19 protein-coding genes and 1 pseudogene are annotated in these 20656 nt (G+C 58.9%); 14 read left to right on the top strand and 6 right to left on the bottom strand.

The genetic code is table 11. The annotated features are described in order from the left end of the window. The coding region (locus BLT66_RS26985; RefSeq protein ID WP_218922656.1) for an ATP-binding protein at window positions 1-251 on the top strand (251 nt) is incomplete at its 5' end. 473 nt (window positions 252-724) lie between these two features. Here the strand turns inward: BLT66_RS26985 and BLT66_RS26595 are convergent. From BLT66_RS26595 to BLT66_RS24400, 4 genes are read right to left on the bottom strand one after another with little or no spacing between them, the layout of a single operon-like run. Next, complete coding sequence (locus BLT66_RS26595; protein WP_143029284.1) at window positions 725-2350, bottom strand: hypothetical protein; 1626 nt, start codon at window positions 2348-2350, stop codon at window positions 725-727. Beyond that, window positions 2347-3450 (bottom strand): protein kinase domain-containing protein, encoded by a 1104-nt coding sequence (locus BLT66_RS24410; protein ID WP_092762184.1) that lies wholly within the window; start codon window positions 3448-3450, stop codon window positions 2347-2349. Before BLT66_RS24410 ends, BLT66_RS26595 begins: the two co-directional genes overlap by 4 nt. Window positions 3451-3495: 45 nt before the next feature. After that, window positions 3496-4419 carry an ImmA/IrrE family metallo-endopeptidase gene (locus tag BLT66_RS24405; protein WP_092762182.1) on the bottom strand — a complete coding sequence of 308 codons (924 nt, stop codon included), beginning with the start codon at window positions 4417-4419 and terminating at the stop codon, window positions 3496-3498. Next, window positions 4406-4795 (bottom strand): helix-turn-helix domain-containing protein, encoded by a 390-nt coding sequence (locus tag BLT66_RS24400; RefSeq protein WP_092762180.1) that lies wholly within the window; start codon window positions 4793-4795, stop codon window positions 4406-4408. Before BLT66_RS24400 ends, BLT66_RS24405 begins: the two co-directional genes overlap by 14 nt. Before the next feature lie 363 nt (window positions 4796-5158). On the opposite strand from BLT66_RS24400, the gene BLT66_RS24395 reads away from it, so the two are divergent. From BLT66_RS24395 to BLT66_RS27485, 3 genes are read left to right on the top strand one after another with little or no spacing between them, the layout of a single operon-like run. Further along, the gene (locus BLT66_RS24395) at window positions 5159-6250 is read left to right on the top strand and encodes a multiubiquitin domain-containing protein (protein ID WP_176955158.1); all 1092 of its coding nucleotides are present in this window, start codon (window positions 5159-5161) and stop codon (window positions 6248-6250) included. A gap of 32 nt (window positions 6251-6282) precedes the next feature. Continuing rightward, the gene (locus tag BLT66_RS24390; RefSeq protein WP_092762176.1) at window positions 6283-7662 is read left to right on the top strand and encodes a ThiF family adenylyltransferase; all 1380 of its coding nucleotides are present in this window, start codon (window positions 6283-6285) and stop codon (window positions 7660-7662) included. Beyond that, complete coding sequence (locus BLT66_RS27485; protein ID WP_369821633.1) at window positions 7572-8000, top strand: ubiquitination-like system serine protease family protein; 429 nt, start codon at window positions 7572-7574, stop codon at window positions 7998-8000. Before BLT66_RS24390 ends, BLT66_RS27485 begins: the two co-directional genes overlap by 91 nt. A 397-nt stretch (window positions 8001-8397) precedes the next feature. Here BLT66_RS27485 and BLT66_RS24380 read toward each other — a convergent pair. Next, window positions 8398-9333: pseudogene (locus tag BLT66_RS24380) on the bottom strand (YifB family Mg chelatase-like AAA ATPase); the annotation flags it as partial. Window positions 9334-9610: 277 nt separating this feature from the next. Here BLT66_RS24380 and glnK point away from each other — a divergent pair. The 4 genes from glnK (at window position 9611) to BLT66_RS24360 (ending at window position 13404) form a co-directional block, all read left to right on the top strand. Next, window positions 9611-9949 (top strand): P-II family nitrogen regulator, encoded by a 339-nt coding sequence (glnK, locus tag BLT66_RS24375; RefSeq protein ID WP_092762173.1) that lies wholly within the window; start codon window positions 9611-9613, stop codon window positions 9947-9949. 34 nt (window positions 9950-9983) lie between these two features. Then, the gene (gene amt, locus BLT66_RS24370) at window positions 9984-11540 is read left to right on the top strand and encodes an ammonium transporter (RefSeq protein ID WP_092762171.1); all 1557 of its coding nucleotides are present in this window, start codon (window positions 9984-9986) and stop codon (window positions 11538-11540) included. Window positions 11541-11676: 136 nt separating this feature from the next. After that, window positions 11677-12576, top strand: a complete 900-nt coding sequence (locus tag BLT66_RS24365; protein ID WP_092762169.1) for an SMP-30/gluconolactonase/LRE family protein — start codon at window positions 11677-11679, stop codon at window positions 12574-12576. 78 nt (window positions 12577-12654) lie between these two features. Then, window positions 12655-13404 (top strand): YoaK family protein, encoded by a 750-nt coding sequence (locus BLT66_RS24360; protein ID WP_092762167.1) that lies wholly within the window; start codon window positions 12655-12657, stop codon window positions 13402-13404. 15 nt (window positions 13405-13419) lie between these two features. On the opposite strand, the gene BLT66_RS24355 is transcribed toward BLT66_RS24360, so the two are convergent. After that, window positions 13420-14061 carry a glutathione S-transferase family protein gene (locus tag BLT66_RS24355; RefSeq protein ID WP_092762165.1) on the bottom strand — a complete coding sequence of 214 codons (642 nt, stop codon included), beginning with the start codon at window positions 14059-14061 and terminating at the stop codon, window positions 13420-13422. Window positions 14062-14231: 170 nt separating this feature from the next. On the opposite strand from BLT66_RS24355, the gene BLT66_RS24350 reads away from it, so the two are divergent. From BLT66_RS24350 to xylA, 6 genes are all read left to right on the top strand, one after another. Beyond that, window positions 14232-14630 carry a hypothetical protein gene (locus BLT66_RS24350; protein ID WP_092762163.1) on the top strand — a complete coding sequence of 133 codons (399 nt, stop codon included), beginning with the start codon at window positions 14232-14234 and terminating at the stop codon, window positions 14628-14630. 254 nt (window positions 14631-14884) lie between these two features. Then, the gene (gene xylF / locus BLT66_RS24345; RefSeq protein WP_092762161.1) at window positions 14885-15913 is read left to right on the top strand and encodes a D-xylose ABC transporter substrate-binding protein; all 1029 of its coding nucleotides are present in this window, start codon (window positions 14885-14887) and stop codon (window positions 15911-15913) included. Between the two features lie 82 nt (window positions 15914-15995). Further along, window positions 15996-17183, top strand: a complete 1188-nt coding sequence (locus BLT66_RS24340; protein WP_092762159.1) for a sugar ABC transporter permease — start codon at window positions 15996-15998, stop codon at window positions 17181-17183. Further along, window positions 17180-17953: an ATP-binding cassette domain-containing protein gene (locus BLT66_RS24335; protein ID WP_092762158.1), complete on the top strand. Its 774-nt coding sequence runs from the start codon at window positions 17180-17182 to the stop codon at window positions 17951-17953. The genes BLT66_RS24340 and BLT66_RS24335 overlap by 4 nt, the downstream gene beginning before the upstream one ends. A gap of 33 nt (window positions 17954-17986) precedes the next feature. Continuing rightward, window positions 17987-19153, top strand: a complete 1167-nt coding sequence (locus BLT66_RS24330) for an ROK family transcriptional regulator (protein ID WP_092762156.1) — start codon at window positions 17987-17989, stop codon at window positions 19151-19153. 23 nt (window positions 19154-19176) lie between these two features. After that, window positions 19177-20493: a xylose isomerase gene (gene xylA / locus BLT66_RS24325; RefSeq protein ID WP_092762154.1), complete on the top strand. Its 1317-nt coding sequence runs from the start codon at window positions 19177-19179 to the stop codon at window positions 20491-20493. The last annotated feature ends 163 nt before the right edge of the window (window positions 20494-20656 follow it).

The following is a 20656-nucleotide window of genomic DNA, read 5'->3' as shown; positions in this document are numbered from 1 at the left end:
ACGCCAAGATGACGACAGCCTTGCTTGACCGGCTGACTCACCACTGCCACATCATCGAAACGGGCAACGAGTCCTACCGGTTCCGGCACAGCACGCACGAAGCCAAGGGGCGGATCAAAACGCGGGAACAAAGCCGGAAGGTGGCGGCTGGCCAGTCCGTCGAAAACGCGGAGGGGGCCTCGCCTGACGGCTCGGGAACAGACCAAACCAATGCAAGAAAAGGAGGCCCAACCGAGGCAGACGGCCTATAGTTATTCACAGTTGGCCTTCACGGAGGCCGCTCTAGCCCCTGGTCAATATTCGATTGGCACTGGTGGTCAAGATTGGATCGGCTCTAACAGTTCTGTGCAATCCGGCAGGTTTGTATTGGGAAAACTGTAGCTTGAAAATGTGAAATCGGCGCGCTCACAGGGCAAGGTTATGGCCGCGGAAACGCCGGGTGGCGCATAGCAGACCGCTTTGGAGAGCGATGCCCACGGTCGGCTTTGGGCGGCGGATTCAACCGGTCGATGCTGACGCCAACTCCAAAATGACCAGCGACGCCAGTAATTTGATGACCACCCTAAATCCCGGCGGAACTTAGCTGCGTACACCTTTACTGGCGGATAAAAACGGTCAGTTTGGCATTGGCACAAGCGCGCTCAAAAGGTCGGCACTAACAAGCGACACGACATTTCGGCTCTGATTGTCCAGTGCGGGAGTATCTGAAGGCTCAGCACGGATTTTAGAGTTTGCTTGAGGTAAGCATAATCACGTATTTCCCATCCGTACGCTCTATTCTCATAGTCTTTTGGGCCGTTGCCTCAGGCCGCAGTGGACGAAAGTCTGGAGAAAGTATCCGTTTAGCCTCACCCGGCTCAGCGATGAGCCTTTCCAACTTTTGGACATAAAACTTTCCTGCGTTGCTCGCTGAAGCCGTGGAGAGTTTGATTGCTCGGACCAAGTCCTCATTAGCGCTTGGTTCCATTTTGAGGATCGCCTCACGAGCAGCGAAAGTTGCCGCCAAGGCTGCTGAGTTGTGCTGGTGGCTCTTTTGGGCAGCTGCGATTGCAAGTTGATATAGCTCTCGTCCCTGCAGCGCCTCACCATATCTATAGTGCCAGAGACCTAGGTTTGCGATCGCGTGATATTGATCCAAACCACCAGAGCTAATCGCCAATTGCAGTTGATCGTGAATCTTCGCGAGCGCTTCGGAATCTTCTTCTTTGCTAAGCTTTCCCGAGCTTAATCTTGCAAAAATACTGTTCATCTCTAGCGTCGGATCGCGAGCTCCGTTCAAACGAGCGATATCGTCAGCAGTCTTTTCTGTCAATTCATAGTCATCAAGCAAGCACGCGATGTATGACAGCTCATATTTTGGACGGGAGGCAAAAGGCTCGTCCTCATTCCATCCCTGGGCAAATTTCACTGCATCTTGTAGGTTCCCCTTCCCGATGCTTAACTGGCATTCGGCCTCGAAAGCATCAACGCTTGAACTGACCAAAGCGTCGAGCCCAAAGCCATCGTTGAGGTGCTTGTTTTCTTTTGCCCAGAATACTTGAGCCAACACATTTTCGGTCGGCGCAATCAACCCCATGTGTACCAATTTGCGTGCATTTTTCCTCTTGCCCCCCTCCAACTCCATCATGCCAACAGCAGTGGCAAGTTCAGAAAGATGTGCCGGCGCCACACCGCCCCACTTCAACATATCGTTTGCCTGTTTCCAGAATTTTGGAGCGCGGCCCGCAACTTGTGCACAAGCTAATTCTGCTGCCATAAGCCAAGGATCAAAGCGGGTTCGCGGATGATTCGCCAATAGTTTGTGAGCAGAAACTCCATCGTCGAGATGCGCCATCACTCTGGCAGTTGTCCTAAGCATCCATCTATGATTCGGCGCCAAATGAAACGCAGTCATCATTGCCCTGCGAGCCTCTGCCTTTTTTCCTATAGTTGCAAGGTGCCGTGCTATGTCAGACCATAGCATCGGGTTGTCGGGGTGCAGTCGAAGTAACTGCCTTGTTTCTTTGACTGATTTTTGACGAAAGTTAGTCAAAGAATTGCGACGTGTATTTCTTGCTAATTCGAGCAGTAATTGCGGCGCATGAGCCGAATGACTTAAAACATAGTTAGCTGCATCAGCTCCTGCTTCGCGAAATTCACTGACGGCTAGGGTGCTAAGGACTTCGGCTGCATTGCCCATTGACGGGGTTTCCATGAAGTCTTTCGTCACTTCTGCAACTTGAGCTGATATGTTTCCTGAAGGTTGAACTGCGGCCTTCAGTGAAGCGAACTCCATTGAGGACATTGCGCTAGTCGAGGCACGCCAACGCGGGACCATGCGGCGAACCGACTTGTGGTTAAGTAAGCTCATTGACGAACTTCAACAAGAGCTCTTTTCGCGAGGCGATCGAAGCGGGACACGAATGTCTCAATTCCTATTGGATTTCCCTGCTTCTTTCGTGCGTTCAAATCTCCCCGCTTTGTAAAATCGGGATTGCAAGCGGAGATAATTATCTGACTGAGTTCCGCCTTTCCCCACTCAGGGAGGGCACAGCAGACATTGTCGATAAATGATGTGAACACACTTGTAAGTACGGGTAAAGCGGTTTTGTAGTCGCAAGTCCCATTCCCCGTCCAAGCCTTTGGCAAAACATCCTTACTTATATTTGAAACGTAGTAGCTAGTAAGGCTGACGCCCGTGAATAGAAAAATAGCCAACGAGCCTAAGTGATAGAGATCACAGCCCTCTCTGCGATCAACCCAATGTTCCGGGATTAGGCCGTATACCTGTTCAGGTGGAGCATATCTAGTCGATCCGGCCCAGTTCTCAAGATCATGCTTTGTATCTGTGCCCTTGCGCGAGGCCCGACCTAAATCCCCAATCTTCGCATTGCTGCCGTCCTTGCTGAAGAGCAAGATATTCGATGGCTTTAAGTCCTGGTGCGCAATGTCTTGACTGTGGAGTTGCTGGATTCCGACGGCCACTTGATGCAAAACACTAAGCCTCCACGCGTCATCAATTTTGTTCGAGCGACTAACCAGCTTTCGGGCATCACCTCCTTCAGCGTGCTCAAATAAAATGTAGGGAATAGGGATGCCCATTGGTGCATTGGCCGCAGCTGGAATTTCACCTTTGCCAAGGATTTGAACTACCTTGTCGAGTCGCGCTTTGGTACAGACATCCAGAATGTCACATTCAAACGTATGTACGTCAGTTAAGTTCTTCAGCCGGTTCATTAGCGATGTCTTGCCGTCGTCTGCTAGTGCTCTCTCGACATCTACGACTTTGAGGAAGGCTTTTTTCCCACCTTTTTCTGCCACATAGCCGAATGAAAACCAAGACCCCGTTAGGTCCTCAGCTCCAAGTTCACCCGGGCGAGTTAGCTGTTCGACTACCGTCCATCCACCGTCAAGACGTTCATTAACCAATTTGCTGGCACGACTCAGTTGCAGTGCTTCTTGTAATGACATAGCTGCCTTTTGCTGATTCAATTTTGGGGACGTTGATCGAACTAGCTATTCAATCGAGGGTATGAATATTTTTGAACTCAAAGTGGTAACAGCGTGAATGAGAATGAAGGTGTTGTATGGAGTTGCAAAGCCCTCCCCAATGAACTCATGCGTATCACCTCGATCATCGAGCAACCCGAAACCGGCCGGCTTTGACATTCTTGCTTTGCCAAGAGGAATCAACTTGGAGAGCTCATCTAGAGCGGTCAGCATTTGGGGTGGGGCGAATGTCTTGAACTTTGCATCAAAATTCGATGAACATTGGACACGCCTAACCTTTGCGCATACGCCCAAGGTTTTGTTGTATTCAGTTGGTTCAAGAACGATGACGGCACACGCGCGGTGGTTGTGTCGGACGTACTCCCGGATACTCGCATACACAGAAGCGCCAAACTTCTTGCTGTACTTAATTGGCACCTTGATGCCGAATTCGTATTCGGCGGTAATATTTGAAAACGTGTCATCTTGGAAGAGCACGATGGAGGCAAAAGTATTGGCCTCTCGTTCAAAGAGATCGGCTGCTTCTGGACTTAGATGTTTACTGCAATCTTGGATCCATTGATAGAGCCGACTTTGATGAGGGATTTCTTTATGGCCAGTTTCGTGGAGCTTGAGAAAGGTCTGCTTTTCGTTGTTGACGCTCTCATCAATATGGATGACATCAGCGTGGACATCAAATATGCCTAGCACTTTATCAAGCGCTTTTTTGAGAAAACGACCTGCTTCGACGCCAGCGTGACGGATGTAGCGCTGAACAGCTGTTTCGTCAAAGGCACTTATTGGTGCAAGAGTTAGTTTTGCCGCAGACAACACGTCATCAACTGGTGTTGGGAAGCGTCCCCAAGAGCCGCTGCGGTCGAGAAGCTTAATCGCTGCACCATGGACGGTTTGATATTGGTCACGCCCTAGGCTGTGATCATCCGCCTTCATTTTTCTTGTCCATTGAGCGCCTAAATCTGAGGTACTCAAGTAATTCTTTTTCTTCCTCTTGTGTCAGATTCAGCTCTGCAAACGTCGCAGCCCTCCCATGTGCACCTTCTCGGCTTCCACCATTGGATATGTAACCGGCAAGTTCCATTAAGTGTTCATAGCTGATCTTGTAAACCGTAGCTAGGGAATGAAGCATGTTTGGAGAAGGCTGCTGTATTTTCCCTCCCTCAATCTGACTCAGGTACGCATTCGACACGACCTTGTTAGTCAACTCTTCTACCTGTCGCAGTGAAAAGCCACGGTCTTTCCTGATAGCTCCTAAATGACGCCCTAAAGCGCTTTCATTTTTTGGGCTGTCTGAAGTTTGTTCTGCCACCGATATCTCCTTGCGAGGGCGTAATTTTCAGCAGTTTTGCTAAGTTTGTCAAGCGCGCTGCTTGGGTGCTTGACAAACTTAGCGCGCTATGTAAAATGACAACATCAGCAAGTAGTGCTCCGGTCGCGAAATCTGGCCCGAGTGCAATGAGTAGTCAACCTGGAGGTTCAGAAATGAAAAAACACAAATAAAAAAGGGCAAGCTCGAAAGCCTGCCCTTAGTTGAAGCCGTCATATGACAGATTCGGAGTCGAAACTGAAGTGTCGTACAGATAGGCCTCCCGGTCAAGGTTTTCGAAAACTTCCGCATTGGTTGTGCGTCTTTATTCAGAGACGTACTGGGTATCGCTTTTCGAAAGAATGTATGAACACTGAAACAGTTTCCAACGGACCAACGTCCAATCTTGTACTGGTCTCCGTAAATGACCAATCCCACCAACTAGGTGATCACTCCCCAATTGGCCGGCAGATTCTGTCCGCCGCAGGGCTCAGTCCCGCAACGGACTATGCGTTACTTCAATTGCGCAATGACGGCTCCGTTGAAGAAATCGGGCCAGACGAGAATGCCAGTCTTGTCGACGCCGAAGGGGGGACCCGCTTCTACGCCTGGAAAACCGACCGGCTCTTCTACTTCACGCTAGATGAACGCAAATTCCCTTGGACCGACGAAATTTCGGAGGAAATGCTCCGCAATATCTGTCGTGTACCGGTCGGCAAATCTATTTGGATTGACCGTCAGGGCGTACCTGATCAGGAGCTTGAGCCGGGTTCGCGCCTTGATCTGAAGGGCGGTGGCATTGAGCGGCTGTACACGAAGGCCCGGCTTTGGAAGCTTGATGTGCAAGGCACGATCATTGACTCCGAAACGCAGCACATTCAAGTAAAAGTCGCCTTGACTAAGGCTGGCATCGATTTGTCCAAACCTTGGATCATCGTTCTGCTGGTCACGGGGCAGCCCAAGCGCACCGTGTCGTTGGACACCATGATCGACCTCGCCACACCCGGTATTGAGCGCATTCGGTTGATGCCGGACAAAATCAACAACGGCGACGGCCAGTCGATGCGACGCAACTTTGAGCTTTTGCCCAAGGACGTTGTGTATCTCAATCGGCTGCATCCCGGCTGGGAGGCCATTGAAGAAAATGAAACGCGCTGGTTGGTCTTGCCCCAGTACCGTTTGCCTCTGGGCTACACGGTGGAGACGACGATGGTAGCCGTACGTGTACCAGGGCCGTACCCGGCCGCAGAAATCGACATGTTTTATTGCTATCCGCCATTGGTGCTCGCATCAGGCGCGCAAATTCCGCAGACCTCAACCGGCGTTGATATTGGTGGCCGGCAGTTTCAACAATGGTCTCGGCACCGTGATGCAGGGGTCTGGTCGCCTGCACACGACTGCATACTCACCCACATGGGGTTGGTTGAAGAATCGCTGAATCGCGAGGTGGGGCTGTGAGAGAGGGGGCCACATTGGCCCTCTCTGGAAAAATGCATAGCGCATTGGTCAAACATCTCTTGGGGAGTACCGATGAAGCGGCGGCTATTGTGCTGTGTGCTCGAATTGAAAAACCTCGGGTCAAGCTACTTGCCCAAAAGTTGATTCCTGTGCCGCATGCAGCTTGCACACAGGCACCGGACTTTATTCAGTGGCCTGGCGCTCTGATAGAAGACGCACTCGAACAGGCAGAAGAGGGGGACCTATCTCTTGTTTTGATCCATTCTCATCCGGGCGGGTATTTTGATTTTTCCGCTATGGATGATGCTTCAGATGCCGAGGTGATGCCTGCCATATTCGCAGCACGCTCCAGGGAAAAGGTTGGACGAATGCTGCATGGCAGTGCAATCATGGTTCCCGGAGGAGTGATTCGGGCGCGACTTTATGACCGGAGCATGGCCCCAACTCCCGTTGAGCTAACGGCAGTCTACGGCGAAGACATCAGTTTATTCTGGAACCCCCACGTAGAAGGGCTGAAAACCGACACACGACCACTCGCCTTCACCTCCGATATGTCTGCCGAATTGGGGCTTTTGTCAGCATGTTTTGTCGGAGCATCGGGGACTGGAAGCATTGCAGTCGAGCAAGCCGCGCGACTGGGGTTTGGCGAAGTTATCTTGATCGATTTTGATTTGACCGAGGATAAAAATCTGAATCGAATTCTGAACTCCACACAGAGTGATGCTGAGAAATGTGTTCCAAAGATTGACGTTCTTGCCGACGCGATAGCTAGGCATCATCCTAAAACGGTCGTGAAGCGCATCCGGGCAAGTATTAATTGTCGTGAGGCGGTTGAGTTAGCCGCAGCCGCAGATTTTCTTTTTTGCTGTGTAGACAGCGAGGAGGGAAGAAGCATTTGCGACAAACTGGCCAGCGCAATGGTAATGCCATTGATTGATGTCGGTGTCACTATTCCGGTTGCCAGGGGGCTTGACCAGAAAATGGCAATTTTCGACGTATTAGGCCGGATCGACTACGTGCAGCCGGGCGGATCATCTTTGGCTGATCGAAAGGTCTTCACACCACAGTCATTGGCAGCAGAAGATCTGGCAAAACGTGCGCCTCAGCAGCATGAAGATCAGGTTAAAGCTGGGTATATGCCCGGCTTGCTGGAAGAGGCGCCTTCTGTAATTTCGGTAAACATGCGTGCCGCCAGTGCTGCCGTTCAAGAGTTCATCGCGCGAACCTATCCGTACAGATTAGATGGCAACAACAGGTATGCGCGAACGGTATTTAGTCTGGCCGCGATGGACGAGGACTTTACCGATGAAGATGCATTTCCATGTCACGAAAATGGTCTGCTGGGGATGGGTCTTGCAGAACCGTTATTGGGACTGATCAATTGGGCGAACTCTCCGAAGGAGTTGCCGTGAATCCAATGACTTGGTTATTGAAAGGCTGTCGTCGCCTAAAAGACTGGTGGACGCCGGTACGAAGGGTGCGCATCGCTGCAGGCGACGTGCTTCCCTCTGAAATGCCATCTAAGGATTTGGTACTTGTTCGGTACGGTGGAGATGATTGGTCGGTGGGCTTCTTGTGTCCGTGTGGTTGTGGTGAATCCATAGAGCTCGCACTGCTTAAGGAGGTTCGGCCAAGATGGGACTTGGCCATAGATTCCAGTGGCTTGCCTACTTTGAGCCCATCCGTCTGGAAAAAAGGTGGATGCAAGTCGCACTTCTGGCTCAAAAACGGAGTCGTTTGCTGGTGTTGATGTTCTTCGTATTTGGCAAGAGGTTGCATATCCGAGCCGCCTGACTCCGCCAGGATCTTGTGAATAATTCAGCGATCTGGGGCAGAAGCTGACCTTGCACGACTGATACAGCCCGCTGTCGCAATCCGACTTTCGTTCTTCTTGGGGGCCGGCATTTGCTTATTGGCCCCAGGCGTCTACAGGAATGATGGTCAATAGCTTCTGGAATACGCACTTGATCGCTTGGGGGCTCCAGAATACATAGTGAGTTGCACGTTGGCCATGTTTTATTGGTCGGTTCTGGCCGAGTCGCGTCTGGCACGACATTAACAGGCTGTGGAATTAGCTAGAGCCTGGGCCAGATGATCAAAGTAATAGAGTTACGCAGACGGACAAATGAACTTCACCTAATATGCAATTCGTCGAGGAATAGCACTCCGAAATGCGCCAGCGAGATCTCGCCCGGCCGGGGCGGCGAACCACCACCCACCAGGGCCACGGCGCTGGCCGTGTGGTGCGGGCTGCAGGTCGGCCGCGTGGCCCAGCGCTCCAGCGCAAAGCAGCCGCCCAGGCTGGCGATGGCCGCGCTTTGCAGGGCTTCGTCTACCGTCATGGGCGGCAGCAGGCCGGCAAAACGCTGGGCCAGCATGGATTTTCCTGAACCTGGAGGACCGACCAAAAGTAGGCTGTGGCCGCCCGCCGCGGCGATCTCCAGCGCCCGCTTGGCCGCGGCCTGGCCTTTGACATCGGCCAGGTCGGCGTAGTGGGCGGTGGCGGGCAGGGTAGTGGTGGCCAGCTGCGACCAGCCATCGGCGGGCTCGGCTGCGCCCTCGGACAGCGGCAGGAACTGCTGCACCACATCCAGCAGATGCTGGGCGCAGAACACCTGGGCATCGGGCACCAAAGCGGCTTCTTCGGCGCTGCCCGGCGGTAGCACCAGCCGGGTGCGTACCTGCAAGGTATGCAGGGCCAGGCTCATGGCCAACGCGCCGCGGACCGGGCGCAAGGCACCCGAAAGCGACAATTCGCCCGCAAACTCATGCCCGGCCAGCCGCTCGGTATCGATCTGCCCGCTGGCTGCCAGAATGCCCAGCGCGATCGGTAAATCGAAGCGGCCCGAGTCCTTGGGTAGGTCGGCCGGGGCCAAATTCACGGTAATTCGCTTGTTATGCGGGAATTCCAGGCCCGAATTCTGGATTGCCGAACGCACCCGCTCGCGCGCCTCCTTGACCTCGACCTCGGCCAGACCGACCAGCGTGAAGCTGGGCAGGCCATTGGTCAAATGCACCTCGACGGTGACTGCGGGAGCCTCCAGGCCCAGCAAGGCCCGGCTTTGCACCAAACATAAGCCCATAGTCAGATGACTCCCCATATCGGTGCGTCTGCGTCGGTGGGCGTAATTTGCCTACCCGCGCGCACCATTTGTGTGCGATAAATATCTACCCAAACCCGTGCACTGCCGAAAAGCCGGTCTGGGCGGCGCTGGTGCCAAAGTAACACCAATTTGGCACGCTACATGCTTAAACCTTCCGCGATTCCCCTATTAATTTGGAGAAGCACATGAACCAGCCTGCGCCCAAGGCCGCCCGCCTTGCAGCCCTCTATTGCTACAGCCTACTGAAAGAGCAGCCATGAAACTTGTCACCGCCATCATCAAACCCTTTAAGTTGGACGAAGTGCGCGAAGCCTTGTCCGGCATTGGTGTGCAGGGTATCACCGTGACGGAAGTCAAAGGCTTCGGTCGCCAAAAAGGCCATACCGAGCTGTACCGCGGTGCTGAGTACGTGGTCGACTTCTTGCCCAAGGTCAAGATCGAGGCCGCCATCTCCGACGAGCTGGTCGACCGCGTGATCGAGGCCGTCGAAGGCGCAGCCCGCACCGGCAAGATCGGTGACGGCAAGATTTTTGTCTACAACCTCGAACAGGTTGTACGCATCCGTACCGGTGAAACCGGCAAAGAAGCGCTGTAAGCAGCAGCATCGTCTTTCTGAAAGTAAAGCAAACATGAAAAAACTAATTGCATCCTTTGCGCTGGGTTTGGGGTTGCTGTGGGGCAGTTCTTTGGCCCAGGCACAAGCGCCCGCTGCGGAACCTGCTGCCAGCGCGGTTGAAGCGGCCGCTCCGGCCGAAGCCAAGCCTGCTGACGCGGCTCCGGCCCCTGCGGCTGCCGCCGCACCTGCAGCTGCAGCTGCGGCTGCTGCGTCCGAGCCCGCACCTGCGGCACCCGTACCCAATAAGGGCGACACCGCCTGGATGATGCTGTCCACCCTGCTGGTCATCATGATGACCGTGCCCGGCCTGGCCCTGTTCTACGGCGGCCTGGTGCGCAGCAAGAACATGCTGTCGGTGCTGATGCAGGTCATGGTCACGTTCTCGCTGATCGTGGTGCTGTGGTTCATCTACGGCTACAGCCTGGCTTTCACCGAAGGCAATGCCTTCGTGGGTGGCTTCGACCGGCTGTTCATGAAGGGCATCTGGGACAACGCCGCAGGCACCTTTGCCAACGGCGCGACTTTCAGCAAGGGTGTGTACATCCCTGAAATCGTGTTCGCTGCCTTCCAGGCCACCTTCGCCGGTATCACCTGCTGCCTGATCGTCGGCGCCTTCGCAGAACGCATCAAGTTCTCGGCGGTGCTGCTGTTCTCGGCCATCTGGTTCACCTTCAGCTACGCTCCTATCGCCCACATGGTGTGGTTCTGGATGGGCCCTGATGCCTACTCCTCCAAGGAAGTGGTCGACGCGATGAACGCCAAGGCGGGCTACATCTGGCAATCGGGCGCGCTGGACTTCGCCGGCGGCACCGTGGTGCACATCAACGCTGCTGTGGCCGGCCTGGTCGGTGCCTACATGCTGGGCAAGCGCGTGGGCTACGGCAAGGAATCCATGGCTCCTCACAGCCTGACCCTGACCATGGTCGGTGCCTCGCTGCTGTGGGTGGGTTGGTTCGGCTTCAACGCTGGCTCCGCTCTGGAAGCCAACGGCTTCGCTGCGCTGGCCTTCATCAACACCCTGGGTGCTACCGCTGCTGCGGTGCTGGCCTGGTGCGTTGGCGAATCGCTGATGAAGGGCAAGGCTTCGATGTTGGGTGCTGCATCCGGTGCGGTGGCAGGCCTGGTGGCGATCACGCCAGCAGCTGGCAACGTCGGTATCGGCGGCGGCTTGGTGATCGGTTTCATCGCTGGCTTCGCTTGCCTGTGGGGTGTGACCGGCCTGAAGAAGATGCTGGGCGCAGACGACTCGCTCGACGTGTTCGGCGTGCACGGCGTGGGCGGCATCATCGGTGCGCTGCTGACCGGCGTGTTCAACTCGCCTAGCCTGGGTGGCCCATCCACCGTGGCCGACTGGGTTTCGGTTGGCATGACCCCCGCAGACGCTTACTCGGTGGGCGCTCAGGTGTGGATCCAGCTGAAGGCTGTGCTGATCACCATCGTCTGGTCCGGCGTTGTGGCTTTCATCGCCTACAAGCTGGTCGACCTGACCATCGGCCTGCGCGTGTCGGAAGAAGAAGAACGCGAAGGTCTGGACATCAGCTCGCACGGCGAAACCGCCTACAACCGCTAATCGTGGACACTGCGGCCAGCGTGCCGCAGGTTTTCATCGACAGAATCTTCCAAAGAGATTCGCCCACCCGCTCCCGCCGGTGGGTTTTTTTTCGCCCGTTCACAATACGGGCATCACAAGCTCCCACATTCTCAGCATGACCTGGCACACCGTCACCACCGAACCCAACGCATTGGGCGAATCCCCCTTCTGGCACCCGCAGGAAAAGCGCCTGTACTGGGTCGACGTGCCCGGCAAGCTGCTGCAGCGGCTGGACGTGGCCAGCGGCGCGGTCGAGCGCTGGGCCATGCCGTCCGAACCCGGCTGCATCGCCCCGGCGGCCAGCGGCGGCCTGGTGGTGGCGCTGCGCGATGGCATCTACCGCGCCAAGGACTGGGGCGGTGACTTGCAGCTGCTAGCCGCCGCGCCCTACGACCCGGCGACCACCCGCTTCAACGACGGCAAATGCGATCCGCTGGGCCGCTTCTGGGCCAGCACCATCTACGAGCCGCGCGATGCGCGCAAGGCCCAGCTGTACTGCCTGGAGGCCGGTGGCCTGGTCAGCAAGGCCGGCAACGCCATCACCGGCAACGGCCTGGCCTGGTCGCCGGACGCGAAGACACTGTACTGGTCGGACACGCCGCACCACATCGTCCACGCCTGGGACTGGGATGCGCAGGCCAATCTGCTGTCCGAGTACCGCGAATTTCTCAGCATGGCGCCCAAGCCCGCCGGCTGGCAGCCCGGCATGCCTGGCTACGGCGGCCGGCCCGACGGCGCGGCGGTGGACGTGCAGGGCAACTACTACTCGGCCCAGTTCGAAGGCCAGCGCCTGTGCAAGTTCTCCCCCGACGGCGACCTGCTGAACGCCTATGCGCTGCCGGTGCGCTGCCCCACCATGCCCTGCTTCGGCGGCGACGATCTGCAAACCCTGTACCTCACCAGCGGCCGCCACGGCCGCCCCGCGGCCGAGCTGGAAGCGCTGCCGGCTTCGGGTTGCGTGCTGTCCATGCGCGTCGATGTGCCCGGCCTGCCGGTGAATTTCTTCAAGGATTGAGGTTGCTATTGTTTATGTAGCTGCTGGTGCTGGTACTCTCTGCACTAGAGCCTTATTTTCTTTAAACCCTCAGAGCCCATGCGCCGCCTGCGCCATCTAGCCAGCCAGCACCGCACCGCCGCGACGAACCGGCTGCTCGGCGGCCTGCTGGCGTTCAATGCGGGGGCCATCAATGCCGGGGGCTTTCTGGTGGTCGGCATGTACACCTCGCACATGACCGGCTTTGCGTCCATGCTAGCCGACAACCTGGTGCTGGGCAACATCACCCTGGTGCTCGGAGCCTTGGGCACGGTGCTGGCCTTCACCATCGGCGCGGGCACCACGGCCATTCTGGTCAACTGGGCGCGCCAGCACCATTTGCGCAGCGAATACGCGCTGCCGCTGCTGGTCGAAGCCCTGCTGCTGCTGGTGTTCGGCCTGATCGGCGCGGCGCTGAACCGGCAGACCCCGTTTGCCGTGCCGCTCACGGTGCTGGTGCTGGCCTTCACCATGGGCCTGCAAAACGCGCTGGTGACCAAGATTTCCGCCTCGCAGATCCGCACCACCCACATGACCGGGGTGATCACCGACCTGGGTATCGAACTCGGCAAGCTGTTCTACATGAACCGGCAGGACAGCCCGCTGGAATCCCGGGTGCGCGCCAACCGCGTCAAGCTGCGGCTGTACGGCAGCCTGCTGGGTGCGTTTGTGGGCGGCGGACTGGTCGGCGCCACCGGCTTTCGCTACGTGGGCTTCATATGGGTGCTGCCGCTGGCCTTGCTGCTGCTGGCCTTGTCGCTGCCGCCGCTGGTGGCGGATCTGGTGCGACCACGGCACCGCCATCCCTAGGATGCTGGAAGCGGCTTACGCCGCCAGATCCTGCGGCCGTGGGTGGCCGGGCATCAACGTGTAGGGCGTCACCCAGCCCGGCTGGCTTTGGATGCGTTGCAGCCAGGCGCCAATGGCGGGGTAGTCGGCCCAATCCACGCCGAATTCCGCCGGCCAGAACAGGTAGCCGCAGAGCGACAGGTCGGCCGTGGTCAGGCGCTCGCCCACCACATAGCTGCGGCCGCCCAGGTGTTGCTCCAGTATCTTCAGCGCCGCCTGCATGCGGCCGCGCAGAAACGCCGTCACCGGGGTCTCGCCGGTCTTGGCGAACTGCAGCTGGAAGCGCAGGGTGGCGATGTTGCTGGTCAGCTTGTGGTTGTCGAAAAGCTGCCAGCGCAGTACCTCGCGGCGCTCGTCTTCGCCCTGCGGGCCGAACTGTGGAAACTGCCCGGCCAGGTAGTCGAGGATCACGCCCGACTGGCTGAGCCGCAGGCCGGCGTGCTCCAGCACCGGCACCTCGCCCATCACATTGATTTCGCGGTAGGCCGGAGTACGGGTTTCGCCGTTGAAAAAGTCTACAAACCGCGGCGTCCAGTCGGCCCCGGCAAGCTGCAGCAGCAGCGCCACCTTGTAGGCGTTGCCAGACTGGGCGAAACAATACAGTTGGTACGGGGCCATGCGGTCTCCAGGAAAGCGGTGAAAAAGGGGTACGGGCCAGCCATCGTAACGGAGGCGCAGGCTTAAATGGCCGGGGCAATGGCCGCTTTTCCGGCCATTGGCTGGCGGCCATATGGCTACCCTTGAACTGTCGTGTTTGCCTGTCTGCAAGCACCTGTTGGGGAACGCACATGAACATCCAAGCCAGCCGCATGGCAGCATCTATGGCCTCGCCGGCCTATGCGCCTGCACGCCTGGCTGCCGGGGCTGCGGCTACCCCCGGCGTGGCTGCACCCGATGCATCCATGGGTGGCGACAAGGTAACCATCTCCCAGGCAGCGCGCGATCTGGCCGAGCGCGATGCGCCGATCCGCCCGGTGCTGGCGGTCGGCCTGGCACCGGTGGCCAGCGAGCGCAGCGCAGCCGAAGGCCCGGTGAACGCCATCTCCAGCTCCAGCCAGGACTACAAGGCCGCCATCGACCAGGCCATGGACAGCCTGGAATTCCAGCGCAACAGCAAACTGATCACCGAAGCCCAGTTCCGCCACGACATGGCTTTCTACACCCGCGTAGCCAACGCCGTCGCCTGATCCGTAAATGCTACGGATTTGAGAGCTGCTAGCGCATATTCCATAAGCGCTAGAGCCCAATTTAACCCTTAAATTTCCAATACCCGGGCGGGGAAACCTATGCCGGCGTTCTATCTCCGCTGCGCATGACGATGGGGTAAGTCCCAATAAGCCAAAGCCAAAAATGTTGGATAGTTCGTGCGGAAGTCGAACTAAAGCAAAGAACGCTGGCACTTCCTAGACCCGCCTCAAGCAGGCACCCAATGGAGACAAGCATGCAAAACACATTCAAGAAAACCCTGTCCGTCCTGGCCCTGGGCCTGGTTAGCAGCGCAGCTTTTGCGCAAATGACGGTGGGGGTGAGCTGGTCCAACTTCCAGGAGGAGCGTTGGAAAACCGACGAGGCGGCGATCAAGACCCAGCTGGAAAAGCTCGGCGCCAAGTACATCAGCGCCGATGCCGGCGGCTCGCCCGAAAAGCAGCTGGGCGACATCGAAGGCCTGATGGCCAAGGGCGCCAAAGTGCTGATCGTGCTGGCCATGGACAAGGACGCGATCCTGCCCGCCGTCAACAAGGCCACCAAGCAAAAAGTGCCTGTGGTCGCCTATGACCGCCTGATCGAAGCGCCCGGCGTCTACTACATCACCTTCGACAACAAGGAAGTCGGCCGCATGCAGGCGCGCGCCGTGTTCAAGGCCCAGCCCAAGGGCAACTACGTGATGATCAAGGGCTCGCCTACCGACCCGAACGCCAACTTCCTGCGCGAAGGCCAGCAAGAGGTGATCGACGCCGCCGTCAAGTCCGGCGCCATCAAGATCGTCGGCGAGGAATACACCGACGGCTGGAAGCCCGAAGTCGCGCAAAAGAACATGGAACAGATCCTGACCAAGAACGGCGGCAAGGTCGATGCCGTGGTTGCATCCAACGACGGCACGGCCGGCGGCGTGGTCGCAGCGCTGACCTCCAAGGGCATCAAGGGCATCCCGGTCTCCGGCCAGGACGGCGACTTCGCCGCGCTGAACCGCGTGGCCCAGGGCTCGCAAACCGTCTCGGTGTGGAAGGACGCACGTGACCTGGGCCGCGAAGCCGCCAGCGCCGCGGTGGCCCTGGGCAATGGCAAGAAAGTAGATGGCACGGTCAGTTGGAACGGCGGCGAAAAGAAGATCGCGCTGGACTCGCATTTCCTGAAGCCCGTCGCCATCACCAGCGACAACCTCGACGTAGTGGTCAAAGCTGGCTGGATCAAGAAAGACGAGCTGTGCAAGGGCGTGGCTGCAGCGACTGCACCGGCCGCCTGCAAGTAAATCCACCCTGCTGACGCGACCCGCCCGCCCGCCCGTCCGGGCGGGCGCCAGCGTGGAAACCTCCCTCCCTCTGGAAGCTGCAATGACCGACTCCTCCAACCCCTGGCGCAATGCCGCCATCGACTGGCGGCTGGTGCTGATGAGCCTGGTGCTGGCCGTGATGGCCCTGGTGTTCGACCTGATGTCGGGCGGCATCTTCTTCTCGCCCGAAAACCTCTACAACATCGCCCAGCAGACGGCGGTGGTGGGCATCGTCTCCACCGTCATGGTGCTGGTGATCGTGGCCCGCCACATCGACCTGTCGGTGGGCTCGGTGATGGGCTTTGTCGGCGTGCTGATCGCCTACCTGCAGTACAGCGCCAACTGGTCCTGGCCCACGGCCTGCCTGGCCGGCCTGGCGGTGGCGCTGGTGGCTTCGGTCTACCAGGGCTGGCTGACGGCGGTGCTGGGTGTGCCGTCCTTCGTGGTCACCCTGGGTGGCTTGATGACCTTCCGCGGCGCGGCCTTTCTGGTGGCTGATGGCAAGACCCAGCCGGTGACCGACGAATTCTTTCTGCGCCTGGGCGGCGGTTACGACGGCGGCATCGGCACCACCGCCAGCTGGGTGGTGGCCGGCCTGGTCAGCCTGGGCCTGCTGCTGCGCGCGGTGCAAAAGCGCCGCGCCCGCCAACGCTACGGCGTGCCCACCGATCCGCTGTGGATGGAGGCGCTGCTAGTCGGCGTGCCCATCGCCTTGCTGCTGGCCTTTGCCAGCACCATGAACCATTACCAGATATCCAGCAAGACCGAGCCGCAGGGCATACCGGTGCCGGTGCTGATCTGGGCCGTGGTGGCCGGCGTGCTGTCCTTTTTAGTGCACCGCACCCGCTTCGGTCGCTACGTCTACGCCATGGGCGGGAATCCGGATGCAGCCGCGCTGGTCGGCATACCGGTGAAGCGTGTGACCTTGCAATTATTCGCGCTGCTGGCCGTGTTGATTACGGTGGCAGCTATTGTTTCCATAGCACGGCTGAATGCCGGCACCAACTCGCTGGGCACCAGCATGGAGCTGTATGTGATTGCCGCGGCGGTCATCGGCGGCACCGCGCTGGCCGGTGGCAGCGGCTCGATCTTCGGCTCTGTCCTGGGCGCGCTGATCATGCAGTCGCTAGACAGCGGCATGCTGCTGCTGGACGTGCCTATCGGCAAACGCATGGTCATCATCGGCCAGGTGCTGATCGTGGCCGTGGTGTTTGATGTGCTGTACCGTAAATTGGCAGGTGAACGATGAGCGCCCAACAACCCCTGGTCGAACTGCGCGACATCCGCAAGGCCTTTGGCGGCGTGGTCGCTGTCGACGGCGTCAGCATCAACCTGTATCCGGGCGAAGTTGTGGCCTTGCTGGGCCACAACGGCGCGGGCAAGTCCACGCTGATGAAGATGCTGGCCGGTGCCTACCCGATCGATTCGGGCGACACCCTGGTGGCCGGCGAAAAAGTCCACATCCGCACCCCGGCCGAAGCCCAGGCCCAAGGCATCGAGACCATCTACCAGACCCTGGCCCTGGCCGACAACCTGGACTCGGTGGCCAACTTGTTCCTGGGCCGCGAAAAGCTCACGCCCTGGAACACGCTGGACGACCATTTCATGGAAGTCAACGCGCGCAAGGTGTTTGCCCGGTTGAACAAGAACTTCAGCAACATCCGCGTACCGGTGCGTCGCCTGTCGGGCGGCCAGCGCCAGGTGGTGGCGATTTCCCGCGCGCTGTACTTCAACGCCCGCATCCTGATCATGGACGAGCCCTGTGCGGCCCTGGGCCCGGAGGAAACCGCCATGGTCGGCCGCCTGGTGCAGCAGCTGAAAAGCGAAGGCGTGGGCATCTTCCTGATCACCCACGACATGCCCGATGTGTTCGGCCTGAGCGACCGCCTGGCGGTGATGAAGAACGGCAAGCTGGTCGGCACCTACAACACCGCCGATGTGACCGAAGACGAGGTGCTGGGCATGATCATTACCGGCAAACGGCCCGAGGGGAAGGTACAGGCGGAGCGCAGCATCTAGACTGCTGCCATCTCTGTTTACAACGTGCCCGCTATGAAAACCACCGGTGACCAACAACTCGTCAAGCGCATCAACCGCAGTGTGCTGCTGCGGCTGCTGCGCGCCCAGCCCGGCCTGTCGCGGGCCCGGCTGGCGACCGAGAGCGGTCTGACCAAATCCACAGTCAGCCTGCTGGTGCGCGAGCTGCTCGACGACGGCTGGCTGACCGAAGCCGGCGAGACCGTCAACGAAGGCCTGGGCCGTCCGTCCACCCCGCTGCGCATCCACGAAGGCCGGCGTGCGCTGATCGGCGTGGAAATCGCGGTGCAGGTGGTGCGCGTGGTCTGCGTCACCCTGCAGGGCGAAATCCTGCATTCCGAAGAGCAGCCGCTGGCCAGCACCACACCGGCCCGGGCCTGCCAGCAGACCGCCCGTATGGTGGCCACCGCCTACCAGGGCATCACCGCGCTGGGCCTGCAGCTGGTGGGCGTGGGCGCCTGCACGCCGGGCGCCATCGACCACGACACCGGCAAGGTGCTGTTCGCCCCGAATCTGGGCTGGCGCCAGCTGGACCTGCTGAGCCTGCTGACCCGTGCGCTGGCCGAGGTCGGCCTGCCACCGGTGCCGGTGCAGCTGCAGAACGATGCCGACGCCGGCGCATTGGGCGAGTATGAATTTGCCGACGGCGAGGGCGAAGACCCGCTGATCTTCGTCAGCTGCGACGTCGGCGTGGGCGCGGGCATTGTGTCGAACGACCGCTTGTTCAGCGGCGCCCAAGGCATGGCCGGCGAAATCGGCCACACCATCATGCAGATCGACGGCCCGCTGTGCTCGTGCGGCCGCAAGGGCTGTGCCGAGGCCTTCATCGGCCTGCGCGCGCTCAGCGGCCAGAACGGTGCGGCGGTGGACCTGAGCCGCTCCGGCCACTACCTGGGTGTGCTGCTGCAAAACCTGTGGACCACCTTCAACCCGCGCGCCATCGTGGTCGGCGGCAAGTCGTGTGACCACCACCCTGAATTTCTACAAAGCGCCATCGACACCGTGGCCCAATACGCCGCCAGCGCCGGCATGCCGCCGCCCAGCGTGCGCACCGCGCGCTACGGCCAACTGGCCTCCGCCGTGGGCGCGGCCGCGCTGACACTGCACGAATACCTGCGCCCCATGCACCCCAATTCCGAAGCCCGGCGCGCGCGCGCTGGGCAGACGGCTCCCCCCCCTTAAACCCCAACCCAAAAGGATCTTCCATGCCCTCCTATTTCTCCGAAATCGCCCCCGTCCAGTTTGCAGGCCCTGCATCGACGGACCCGCTGGCCTTCAAGTGGTACGACCGCGACAAGCTGGTACTGGGCAAACGCATGGAAGACCATCTGCGCTTTGCCGCCTGCTACTGGCACAGCTTCTGCTGGAACGGCTTTGACCCGTTCGGCTACGACGGCACTTTCGAGCGCCCTTGGCAGCACGTGGCCGACCCCATGGCCGCGGCCCGCGCCAAGGCCGATGCAGCGTTTGAATTCTTCGCCAAGCTCGGTGTGCCCTACTACTGCTTCCACGACCGCGATGTGGCCCCCGAAGGCGCGACCCCGCGTGAGAGCGTCAACCATCTGCACGAAATGGTCGACGTGCTGGGCGAGAAGCAGCAGCAGACCGGCATGAAGCTGCTGTGGGGCACAGCCAACCTGTTCAGCCACCGCCGCTTCATGTCGGGCGCGGCCACCAACCCCGACCCAGCGCTGTTCGGCATGGCCGCCTTGCAGGTCAAGGAAGCCATGGATGCCACCCTGAAACTGGGCGGCGAAAACTACGTGCTGTGGGGCGGCCGCGAAGGCTACGAGACCCTGCTGAATACCCGCATGGGCCAGGAGCTGGACCAGATGGGCCGCTTCCTGAACATGGTGGTCGAATACAAGCACAAGATCGGCTTCAAGGGCACCATCCTGATCGAACCCAAGCCCCGCGAACCCACCAAGCACCAGTACGACTACGACGTCGCCACCGTCTACGGCAGCCTGTGCCGCTTTGGCCTGGAAAAGGAAATCAAGGTCAACATCGAAGCCAACCACGCCACCCTGGCCGGCCACAGCTTCGAGCACGAGATCGCCACCGCCATCGACCTCGGCATCTTCGGCAGCATCGACATGAACCGTGGCGACATGCAATGCCAGTGGGACACCGACCAGTTCCCCAACAGCATCCCCGACACCGCGCTGGCCATGTATTTGATCCTGCAAGGCGGTGGCTTCAAAACCGGCGGCGTGAACTTTGACAGCAAGGTCCGCCGCCAGTCCATCGACCCGCAAGACATGTTCTACGGCCACATCGGCGGCATGGACGTCACAGCCCGCGCGCTGCTGATAGCCGAGAAGATGATCACCGACGGCCGCGTCGAGAAAGCCATCGCCGACCGCTACGCCGGCTGGAAGTCCCCCGAAGCGCAGAACATCCTGGCCGGAAAAGTCAGCCTGGACGACCTGGCCGCGCAAGTGTTAGCCGGTGGCGCCGATCCGCGGCCGGTGTCGGGACGGCAGGAGTATATGGAGAACCTGCTGAACGCGTTTATTTGATATTGCTATTTAAATCATAGCTGCTGGCGCAGGTAATACCTATGCCAAAGCTCGATTTTCTTGAATTCACAGGGTGTGAACACTTGCAGACCGGCCAGGTCAGTTTTGCGGTGTTTTTGAAACCGGATGCGGTCCGGCTTCACGCCTTCTTGAAAAGCAAAAG

Origin of the sequence: Rhodoferax sp. OV413 (assembly GCF_900104385.1) — a bacterium.
GTDB lineage: Bacteria > Pseudomonadota > Gammaproteobacteria > Burkholderiales > Burkholderiaceae_C > Rhodoferax_B.
Note: the sequence above shows the minus strand (reverse complement) of the source record. Positions and strands in the feature narration are given on the sequence as shown.

Excerpts from the sequence above, each read along its gene's own strand:
- BLT66_RS24340 (WP_092762159.1), top strand. The coding sequence starts at position 15,996 with ATGACCGACTCCTCCAACCCCTGGCGCAATGCCGCCATCGACTGGCGG.
- BLT66_RS26595 (WP_143029284.1), bottom strand. The coding sequence starts at position 2,350 with ATGAGCTTACTTAACCACAAGTCGGTTCGCCGCATGGTCCCGCGTTGG.
- BLT66_RS24350 (WP_092762163.1), top strand. The coding sequence starts at position 14,232 with ATGAACATCCAAGCCAGCCGCATGGCAGCATCTATGGCCTCGCCGGCC.
- BLT66_RS24360 (WP_092762167.1), top strand. The coding sequence starts at position 12,655 with ATGCGCCGCCTGCGCCATCTAGCCAGCCAGCACCGCACCGCCGCGACG.
- xylA (WP_092762154.1), top strand. The coding sequence starts at position 19,177 with ATGCCCTCCTATTTCTCCGAAATCGCCCCCGTCCAGTTTGCAGGCCCT.
- glnK (WP_092762173.1), top strand. The coding sequence starts at position 9,611 with ATGAAACTTGTCACCGCCATCATCAAACCCTTTAAGTTGGACGAAGTG.
- xylF (WP_092762161.1), top strand. The coding sequence starts at position 14,885 with ATGCAAAACACATTCAAGAAAACCCTGTCCGTCCTGGCCCTGGGCCTG.
- BLT66_RS24390 (WP_092762176.1), top strand. The coding sequence starts at position 6,283 with ATGCATAGCGCATTGGTCAAACATCTCTTGGGGAGTACCGATGAAGCG.
- BLT66_RS24330 (WP_092762156.1), top strand. The coding sequence starts at position 17,987 with ATGAAAACCACCGGTGACCAACAACTCGTCAAGCGCATCAACCGCAGT.
- BLT66_RS24405 (WP_092762182.1), bottom strand. The coding sequence starts at position 4,419 with ATGAAGGCGGATGATCACAGCCTAGGGCGTGACCAATATCAAACCGTC.
- BLT66_RS24395 (WP_176955158.1), top strand. The coding sequence starts at position 5,159 with ATGAACACTGAAACAGTTTCCAACGGACCAACGTCCAATCTTGTACTG.
- BLT66_RS24365 (WP_092762169.1), top strand. The coding sequence starts at position 11,677 with ATGACCTGGCACACCGTCACCACCGAACCCAACGCATTGGGCGAATCC.
- amt (WP_092762171.1), top strand. The coding sequence starts at position 9,984 with ATGAAAAAACTAATTGCATCCTTTGCGCTGGGTTTGGGGTTGCTGTGG.
- BLT66_RS24410 (WP_092762184.1), bottom strand. The coding sequence starts at position 3,450 with ATGTCATTACAAGAAGCACTGCAACTGAGTCGTGCCAGCAAATTGGTT.
- BLT66_RS24355 (WP_092762165.1), bottom strand. The coding sequence starts at position 14,061 with ATGGCCCCGTACCAACTGTATTGTTTCGCCCAGTCTGGCAACGCCTAC.
- BLT66_RS24335 (WP_092762158.1), top strand. The coding sequence starts at position 17,180 with ATGAGCGCCCAACAACCCCTGGTCGAACTGCGCGACATCCGCAAGGCC.
- BLT66_RS27485 (WP_369821633.1), top strand. The coding sequence starts at position 7,572 with ATGTCACGAAAATGGTCTGCTGGGGATGGGTCTTGCAGAACCGTTATT.